This is a genomic window from Streptomyces smaragdinus, from assembly GCF_009604385.1.
Taxonomy (GTDB): Bacteria; Actinomycetota; Actinomycetes; order Streptomycetales; family Streptomycetaceae; genus Streptomyces; species Streptomyces smaragdinus.
In genome coordinates, this window is sequence record NZ_WEGJ01000102.1 from 1 (window position 1) to 1,289 (window position 1,289).

The 1,289-nt window shown below is 74.7% G+C and carries 1 pseudogene; it reads right to left on the reverse strand.

The features are described from left to right. Window positions 1–128 (reverse strand): annotated as a pseudogene (locus tag SRB5_RS35755) (pirin family protein); the annotation flags it as partial. Between the last annotated feature and the right edge of the window lie 1,161 nt (window positions 129–1,289).

Sequence of the window (1,289 nt, forward strand, 5' to 3'; positions counted from 1 at the left end):
GGGAGGCGGTCGCCCGCGTACCCCTCCACCCGGCCGAAGCGGGGCGACTCGGCCGTCCACGCCTCGCGGGCGGCGACGATGTCCTCGTGGGTGCGGCCGATGAAGTTCCACCACATGACGATCTCCTTCGTCGGCCGGACTCCCGTCGTCGGCGGGGGTGTTACGCGTCGCCTCGTCCGCCGGTATGTCCTCCCCGGCCCGCGGTGCGGGGAGCCGGGCCTCGGCGGGCTCCGGGGCGGGGTCCTGGTCGGTGTCTGCGGGGTGCTCTCCCGTGTTCGACCGTGACCACGTCGGCTTGCCCTCGTCCATGCTCTCCCCATTGATAGCGCACGAATCAGTGGCCCCCGGGCCCGGGAACGGCCTCCGGAAGGACCACGTGACGATTCAACCAGGTCGGTGGGGGGCGTCGCGATGCCCCCGGCCTTACGGCCGTGGTTGTCGGACGGTCTCGTTCTTCTCCCTCGGCCTGCGGCCGGGCTCTTGGCGGTGCCGTTCACGCTGTCGGCCTGCGGCCGGGCTCGGGGTGGCGCCGATCGCGCTCTCGGCCTGCGGCCGGGCTGGAGGCGGTGCCGATCGCGCTCTCGGCCTGCGGCCGGGCTGGAGGCGGTGCCGATCGCGCTCTCGGCCTGCGGCCGGGCGGAGTCGGCGCTGCGCGCCTCCGGCCTCAAGCGCCGGCCGGGCTTTTCGGCGCTGGCGCGCCTCGCCCTCAAACGCCGGGCGGGCTGGATAGGGGGTCTTGTTCGCGTCGTCGGCTCGCCGCCGGGCGGGGGGTGCACCTCGCCTTGCGCTGTGGGTGCGCCGCAGTCACGTCGTGGGTCGGGGCCGCCCGACACACCTACGCGCGTACTGCCGCGTCGTGGTCCATCCAGGCGCGTTTCCCGTACGCGCGCAGGCGTGTCGAACGTCCCCTCACTCCCGTACGCGGCTACCGGATTGTCCCCGGTCACCGCCCCCCATAGCCCGCCAACCGTGGGGAACTCCCCCGAAGCACAGGCCCTCGAACGGTCGCCCCCGCAGTCGCCGGCCCGGCGGCGCGAAGCGCCGACGCTCACTCCACACACCCGGGGGCGCACAGCGCCTCCGCCCGGAAGCCGCGCCAGCGGCTTCCCCCACTCCGCATCACAAGGCGCACAGCGCCGACGCCCCACTCAAAGGCGCGCAGCGCCGACCCTCGCTCCGCATCCGAAGCCGCGCCAGCGGCTTCCCCCACTGCGAGGCGCGCAGCGCCCCGCCCCCCGCTCCCGCCCCCAAGGCGCGCAGCGCCGCAGAAACACTCCGCATCCAAACCC